The 6,201-nt window shown below is 74.8% G+C and carries 5 protein-coding genes; all 5 read right to left on the bottom strand.

What is annotated here, in order from left to right; genetic code table 11:
• Window positions 1-1,080: MFS transporter (locus tag IE321_RS40180; protein WP_190226585.1), on the bottom strand; the 1,080-nt coding region annotated here is incomplete at its 3' end.
• A 90-nt stretch (window positions 1,081-1,170) separates the two neighbouring features.
• Entirely contained in the window at window positions 1,171-1,755 is a 585-nt protein-coding gene (locus IE321_RS40185; RefSeq protein WP_043221402.1) for a TetR/AcrR family transcriptional regulator, read from the bottom strand.
• A 47-nt stretch (window positions 1,756-1,802) separates the two neighbouring features.
• Complete coding sequence (nirD, locus tag IE321_RS40190) at window positions 1,803-2,132, bottom strand: nitrite reductase small subunit NirD (RefSeq protein WP_190226586.1); 330 nt, start codon at window positions 2,130-2,132, stop codon at window positions 1,803-1,805.
• Window positions 2,129-4,651 (bottom strand): nitrite reductase large subunit NirB, encoded by a 2,523-nt coding sequence (gene nirB, locus IE321_RS40195; protein ID WP_190226587.1) that lies wholly within the window; start codon window positions 4,649-4,651, stop codon window positions 2,129-2,131. Before nirB ends, nirD begins: the two co-directional genes overlap by 4 nt.
• Complete coding sequence (locus IE321_RS40200) at window positions 4,648-5,838, bottom strand: NAD(P)/FAD-dependent oxidoreductase (RefSeq protein ID WP_190226588.1); 1,191 nt, start codon at window positions 5,836-5,838, stop codon at window positions 4,648-4,650. Before IE321_RS40200 ends, nirB begins: the two co-directional genes overlap by 4 nt.
• Window positions 5,839-6,201 lie beyond the last annotated feature (363 nt).

Here is a 6,201-nt window from a genome sequence, read left to right on the forward strand (position 1 = left end):
GCCCGCCGCGGCGAGTCCGGCGGCGGCGACCCGGCCGGGTCCGTACCGCCCGAGCAGCGGGCCCGCGAGCCGTCCGGCGGCGGGCAGCGCGACGGCGAAGGGCACGAAGGCGCCCGAGGTGCGCAGCGCGGACCAGCCGCGGTCCTGCTGGAGCGCGAGCGAGAGCAGGACGAAGACGGTGGCCGTGCCGGCGGCGGTCAGCGCGATCGCGGCGAGTCCGAGCAGCCGCCGCCGGTCGCGCAGGAAGTCCGGCGGGAGGAGCGGGTCGGCGGTCCGCCGCTGGGCGCGGGCGAAGCCGGCGAGCAGGACCAGGCCGGTGAGCAGCGGGACGAGGACGGGCGCGGAGCCCCACGGGTGGGCGTCGGTCAGCACCAGGCCGGTGCTGGCGAGGACGATCCCGGCGGTGGCGAGCAGCGCGCCCGGCAGGTCGAGGGCGCGGCGCGCGCCGGGCGGGGTGGCGGGCAGCAGCCGGGGCGCGAGGAACAGCGCGCCGGCGGCGACGGCGACCGGGACGGCGAAGGAGACCCGCCAGGAGGAGGCGGCGGTGATCGCGCCGGAGAGCAGGTTCCCGGCGGTGGCGCCGAGGACGGAGAGCCCGCCCCAGGTGCCCATCGCCCGTCCGTACGCGGCCGGTTCGGGGTACAGGGCGCGCAGCAGGCCCATCGCGGCGGGGGCGACGAGCGCGGCGCCGGCGCCCTGGGCGAAGCGGGCGCCGAGCAGGGCGGCGTAGTCGGGGGCGAGCGGGGCGAGCGCGGAGGCGGTGCCGAAGAGGAGCAGTCCGGCGGTGAGCGCCCGGCGTCCGCCGTACCGGTCGGCGAGCCGCCCGCCGAGCAGCAGCAGTCCGGCGAAGGTGAGGCCGTAGGCGGCGCTGAGGAGGATCGACTCCCCCCGGACCAGGCCGAATTCGGCGGCGATCCGGGGGAGCGGCACGGCGAGCGAGGCGAGCGTGAAGATGAGCGTCATCTGGACGGCGCCGAGGAGGACGAAGCCCCGTCGCGCGCCGCCGGGCGGGGTGCCGCCGGGCCCCGTGGCCGTCGTGGTGGTGCCGCTGCCCGTCGTGGTGTCCGCGTGTGTCGTCATGCCGTCCCCCAGTGTTCTGTACTTGACCGTACATTCCAGAATCGACCCCGAGAAAAGGCGCCCTCCAGGGGCGCCCCTCCGCGCGGCCGCTCAGTCGAGCAGGCGCAGGGCCTCCTCCGCCGCGTCCCGGACCCTGGCCGGGTCCGTCGACGCCTTCCCCACCACCCGGATCCCCTGGAGCAGGACCAGGAGCATCCGGGAGAGGGTGCGCGGGTCGCGGTCCGCCGGGAGCTCGCCCTGGGCGCGGGCCCGGGTGAGCGCCGCGTACAGCAGGGTCTCGATCTGCTCCCAGCTCAGCTCGACCCGGCGGGCCACCACCGGATCGTGCGGCCCCAGCTCCGCCGCCGAGTTGGTGACCAGGCAGCCCCGCAGCCGCTCGCCCTCCGCCGTCGCCTCGGCGGCGAAGCGGCGGACCAGCGCCCGCACGGCCGGCAGCGCCGGACCGGGCGCGGACAGCTCCTCGACGAGCCGGGGGTCCCGGGTCTCCAGGTAGCGGTCCAGCGCCTTGAGGTACAGCTCGTGCTTGTTGCCGAAGGTCGCGTAGATGCTGGCCCGGCCGATGCCGAGGTGCTCCACGAGGTCCGCCATCGACGTCGCCTCGTAGCCGCGCGCCCAGAACAGGTCGAGCGCTGCCTGGAGCGCGGCCTCGGGGTCGAATTCCTTGGTCCTGGCCATGAGATGACCGTACGCCTATCTGGAACGGTCGGTCAAGTAACCCGGGTTCAGGTCAGCCGCACCGGATAGACCGTCACGGTCACCTCGTCGTCGTCCAGGCACCGACCCGTCTCCAGGTCGAAGCGCTGCTTCAGGAGCGGCGAGGCCACGAACGGCCGGCCGTCCGCCGTGCCGATCAGCCCCCGGGACAGCACCTGCGCGCCGGTGAAGGGGTCGCGGTTGTCGATCGCGTACGCCCGCCCCGTACGGTCCCGGAAGACCGCCGCCTGCCGGCCGTCCGGCAGCAGCGCCGCCAGGCCGCGGCCCGGGGTCAGCCGGGCCTCCTCGCAGACCGCCATCCAGGCCTCGGGTACCGGGGAGAGTTCGAGGGTCGTCATCGGGAAAGGGCTCCTTCCAGGGTGCCGATCGTCAGGATGGTGAGGTCCGGCTTGATCTGGTCCCGCTCCGGGACGAACCGCACCGTCGGGTCGGGCGTCTCCGGCGCGTTCACGAAGGAGACGAAGCGCCGCAGCCGCTCCGGGTCGTCCAGGGTCTGCGCCCACTCGTCCTGGTAGTCCGAGACGTGCGCGGCCATCAGCGACTCCAGCTCGTCGCAGAGGCCCAGCGAGTCCTTCACGATCACGTCCCGGAGGTGGTCGAGCCCGCCCTCCAGGCGCTCCAGCCACACCGACGTCCGCTCCAGGCGGTCCGCCGTCCGGATGTAGAACATCAGGAACCGGTCGATGAGCCGGATCAGTTCCGCGTCCGACAGGTCCTGGGCGAGCAGGTCCGCGTGGCGCGGGGTCGCGCCGCCGTTGCCGCCCACGTACAGGTTCCAGCCGTTCGCCGTGGCGATCACGCCGAAGTCCTTCGACTGCGCCTCGGCGCACTCGCGGGCACAGCCCGAGACGGCCGACTTCAGCTTGTGCGGGGCGCGCAGGCCCCGGTAGCGCAGCTCCAGCTGGATCGCCATCTTCACCGAGTCCTGCACGCCGTAGCGGCACCAGGTCTGCCCCACGCAGGACTTCACCGTGCGCAGCGCCTTGCCGTACGCGTGCCCGGACTCGAAGCCGGCGTCCACCAGCCGGGTCCAGATCGCCGGCAGCTGGTCGACGCGGGCGCCGAAGAGGTCGATCCGCTGACCGCCGGTGATCTTCGTGTAGAGGCCGTAGTCGCGGGCCACCTCGCCGATCACGATCAGCTTCTCCGGGGTGATCTCGCCGCCGGGGATGCGGGGCACCACCGAATAGGAGCCGTTGCGCTGGAGGTTGGCCAGGTGGTGGTCGTTGGTGTCCTGGAGCGCGGCCTGCTCGCCGTCGAGGATGTAGCCGTTGTTGAGCGACGCGAGGATGGAGCCGACGGTCGGCTTGCACACCTCGCAGCCCTCGCCGCCCTTCGCGCCCTCCCGGCCGTGCGAGTCCAGCAGCGCGGCGAAGGAGGTCACCCGCAGGGCGCGGGCGATCTCGTACAGCTCGGTGCGGGTGTAGGAGAAGCAGCCGCACAGCCCCTGGTCGGCCGCCTTCGGCAGCAGCTTCTCGATGACCTTCACGCAACTGCCGCAGCCCGTGCCGGCCTTGGTGCACTTCTTCACCTCGGCCAGCGAGCCGCACTGGCCGATCGCGTGCTTGGTGACGTTGTGGCAGGAGCAGATGACGGCGTCGTCCGGCAGCGCGGACGGCCCGAGCGCCACCGGCGCCCCGGCACCCGCCGGAAGGACCAGCTGCTCGGGGGAGACGGGCGGCTTGGTGCCGGTCAGCGGGCGCAGCAGGCCGTACGAGTCGGCGTCGCCGACCAGCACGCCGCCCAGCAGCCGGCCCTCGGCGTCCACCACCAGCTTCTTGTAGACGCCCGCGCGGGAGTCCGAGTAGACGACGTCGAGGCAGCCCTCGGCGGTGCCGTGCGCGTCACCGAAGGAGGCCACGTCCACGCCGAGCAGCTTCAGCTTGGTCGACAGGTCGGCGCCGGTGAAGCCGGTGTCCTCGCCCGCCTCCTCGGCGAGCACCGCGGCCACCGTCTGCGCCATCTCGTAGCCCGGCGCCACCAGGCCGTAGACCCGCCCGTCCGAGGCGAGCGCGCACTCGCCGATCGCGAAGACCGCCGGGTCGGAGGTGCGGCACAGCTCGTCGACGGCGATGCCGCCGCGCTCGCCCACGTCCAGGCCGCAGTCGCGCGCCAGCTGGTCCCGGGGCCGGACGCCCGCCGAGAACACCACCATGTCGACGGCGAGTTCGGAGCCGTCCGACAGCTTCATGCCCGTCACCGCCCCGTCGGCGGTCACGACCTCCTGGGTGCCCGTGCCGGTGTGCACGGTCAGCCCCATCTGCTCGATCGTCCGCAGCAGCGCGGCGCCGCCGCCCTCGTCCACCTGCACCGGCATCAGCCGGGGCGCGAACTCCACGATGTGCGTGGCCAGTCCGAGGCCCTTCAGCGCGCCGGCCGCCTCCAGCCCGAGCAGCCCGCCGCCGACCACCGCGCCCGTCGTCGCCGACTTCGCGTACTCCTCGATCGCGAGGAGGTCCTCGATCGTCCGGTAGACGAAACAGCCGGTGGCGTCCTTGCCGGGCACCGGCGGCACGAAGGGGTACGAGCCGGTGGCGAGCACCAGGTGGTCGTAGGCGACGACCCGTCCCGACCGGCCGGTCACCGTCCGCGCCGCGCGGTCCACGCCCACCACGGGCTCGTCCGTGTACAGCTCGATGCCGTGCCGCTCCATGAAGCCGTCCTCGACCATCGACAGGTCGTCGGGCGTCTTCCCGGAGAAGTACGAGGTGAGCTGGACGCGGTCGTACGCCGGGCGCGGCTCCTCGCAGAGGACCACGATCCGGGCCCGCTCGGTGACGCCCCGGTCGGCGAGCGCCTCCAGGAACCGCTGGCCGACCATTCCGTGGCCGACCAGGACGATGGTGGGAGTGGTCATGAGGAGCCTCCGTCGTGGGTGAGCAGGTGCAGCAGGGGGGCCTCCGGGAGGGCTTCGTCGCCCTCCCAGGCCCGGGCGAGCGCGCCGACCGCGGCCAGATCGCCGAGGAGGACGCCCCCGACGAGCCGGTTGTCGCGGACGACGACCTTGCGGTAGGCGCCCTTGGTGGCGTCGGTCAGCTGGACGACGTCGTCGCCCGGCCGCGGGGTGGCCTCGCCGAAGGCGGCCAGGTCCAGCGGCTGCGCCCCGCCGAGGGTGAGCCGGGTGAGGGCCCGGGTGCCGGTGTAGCGGGGCCCGGCGGTGCCGGACAGCACGTCCGCGAGGACGTCCGCCTGCTCCAGGGCCGGGCCCGCCAGGCCGTAGACCCGGCCGTCGTGCTCGGCGCAGTCGCCGATCGCGTGGATGTACGGGTCGGAGGTGCGCAGCTCGTCGTCGACGACGACGCCGCTCCGCACGTCGAGCCCCGCCTCGCGGGCCAGCGCCACCCGGGGCCGTACCCCGCAGGCCAGGACCACGACCTGCGCGTCCAGGACGAAGCCGTCGGCCAGCTCGACCGCCGTCACCGCCCCGTCCCGCTGCCGCAGACCGCTGACCCGGCACTCGGTGTGGGTCTCGACGCCGAGCCCGTCCAGGTGCTCCCGCAGCAGCGCGGAGGCGTGCGGGTCCAGGTGGCGCTCCATCAGGCCCTCGCCCTGCTGGGTGAGGACCACCTCGGCGCCCAGCGCGGCCAGCGCCCGCGCCGCCGACACTCCGAGGAGACCGCCGCCGATGACGACCGCCCGCACCCCGGGCCGGACCACGGCCCGCAGCGCGAGGCAGTCGTCGAGGGTGCGGAAGGAGTGCACGCCCTCCGGGAGCGCAGCCCCGCGCAGTCCGCGCAGCGGCGGCAGCACCGGGTTGGAGCCGGTGGCCAGGACCAGCCGGTCGTATCCGACGACCTCGCCGTCCGAGCACGCGACCGTCCGGGCCGCCCGGTCGATCCCCACCACCCGCACCCCGCGGCGCACCGGCTCGCGCGGCTCGGGCAGGGCGACGACCTCGGGGGCGTACCGCCCGGCGAGGACGTCGGCGAGCAGCACCCGGTTGTACGGGGCGTGCGCCTCCTCGCCGAGGAGGGTGACCGGCAGGCGCTGGGCGAGGCGGAGGCCCGCCGTTCCGCCTCCGACCACCACGATCCGTGTACTCATACCCGGAAGGGTGCGGGCCCGGTGTTTCCCGGTGGCATCCCGACTGTTTCCCGTACGGAACGCTGATCTCCGCCGGGCGCGGCACGGGCTGTGAGGGCGGCCGGGCGGGCCGCCGGAGCCGCCGGGTTAAGCGCTGATCAGGCTCGCCTCAAGACGGCCTTAAGGATCGCGGCGGCGGGCCCGCGCCCGGGATTCCGGCCCGCGGGCCGCCCTAGGGTGCCGAAGGTGACCACCGAGGCCCGCCCCCACCCCCTCTACACCCCCGTCGCCGTCCCGCTCGCCGGCGGCGGCCGCACGCCGCCGCCCGCACCGCCCTTCCCCCCGGCGGCGCCGCCGCTCGTACCCCCGGCGCCGGGCCCCGCC

This window comes from Streptomyces hydrogenans (assembly GCF_014656075.1).
Taxonomy (GTDB): domain Bacteria; phylum Actinomycetota; class Actinomycetes; order Streptomycetales; family Streptomycetaceae; genus Streptomyces; species Streptomyces hydrogenans.

Bases quoted from the DNA above. Each gene is read 5' to 3' on its own strand.
- nirB (WP_190226587.1), bottom strand. From the start codon at position 4,651: ATGACCACTCCCACCATCGTCCTGGTCGGCCACGGAATGGTCGGCCAG.
- IE321_RS40185 (WP_043221402.1), bottom strand. From the start codon at position 1,755: ATGGCCAGGACCAAGGAATTCGACCCCGAGGCCGCGCTCCAGGCAGCG.
- IE321_RS40200 (WP_190226588.1), bottom strand. From the start codon at position 5,838: ATGAGTACACGGATCGTGGTGGTCGGAGGCGGAACGGCGGGCCTCCGC.
- nirD (WP_190226586.1), bottom strand. From the start codon at position 2,132: ATGACGACCCTCGAACTCTCCCCGGTACCCGAGGCCTGGATGGCGGTC.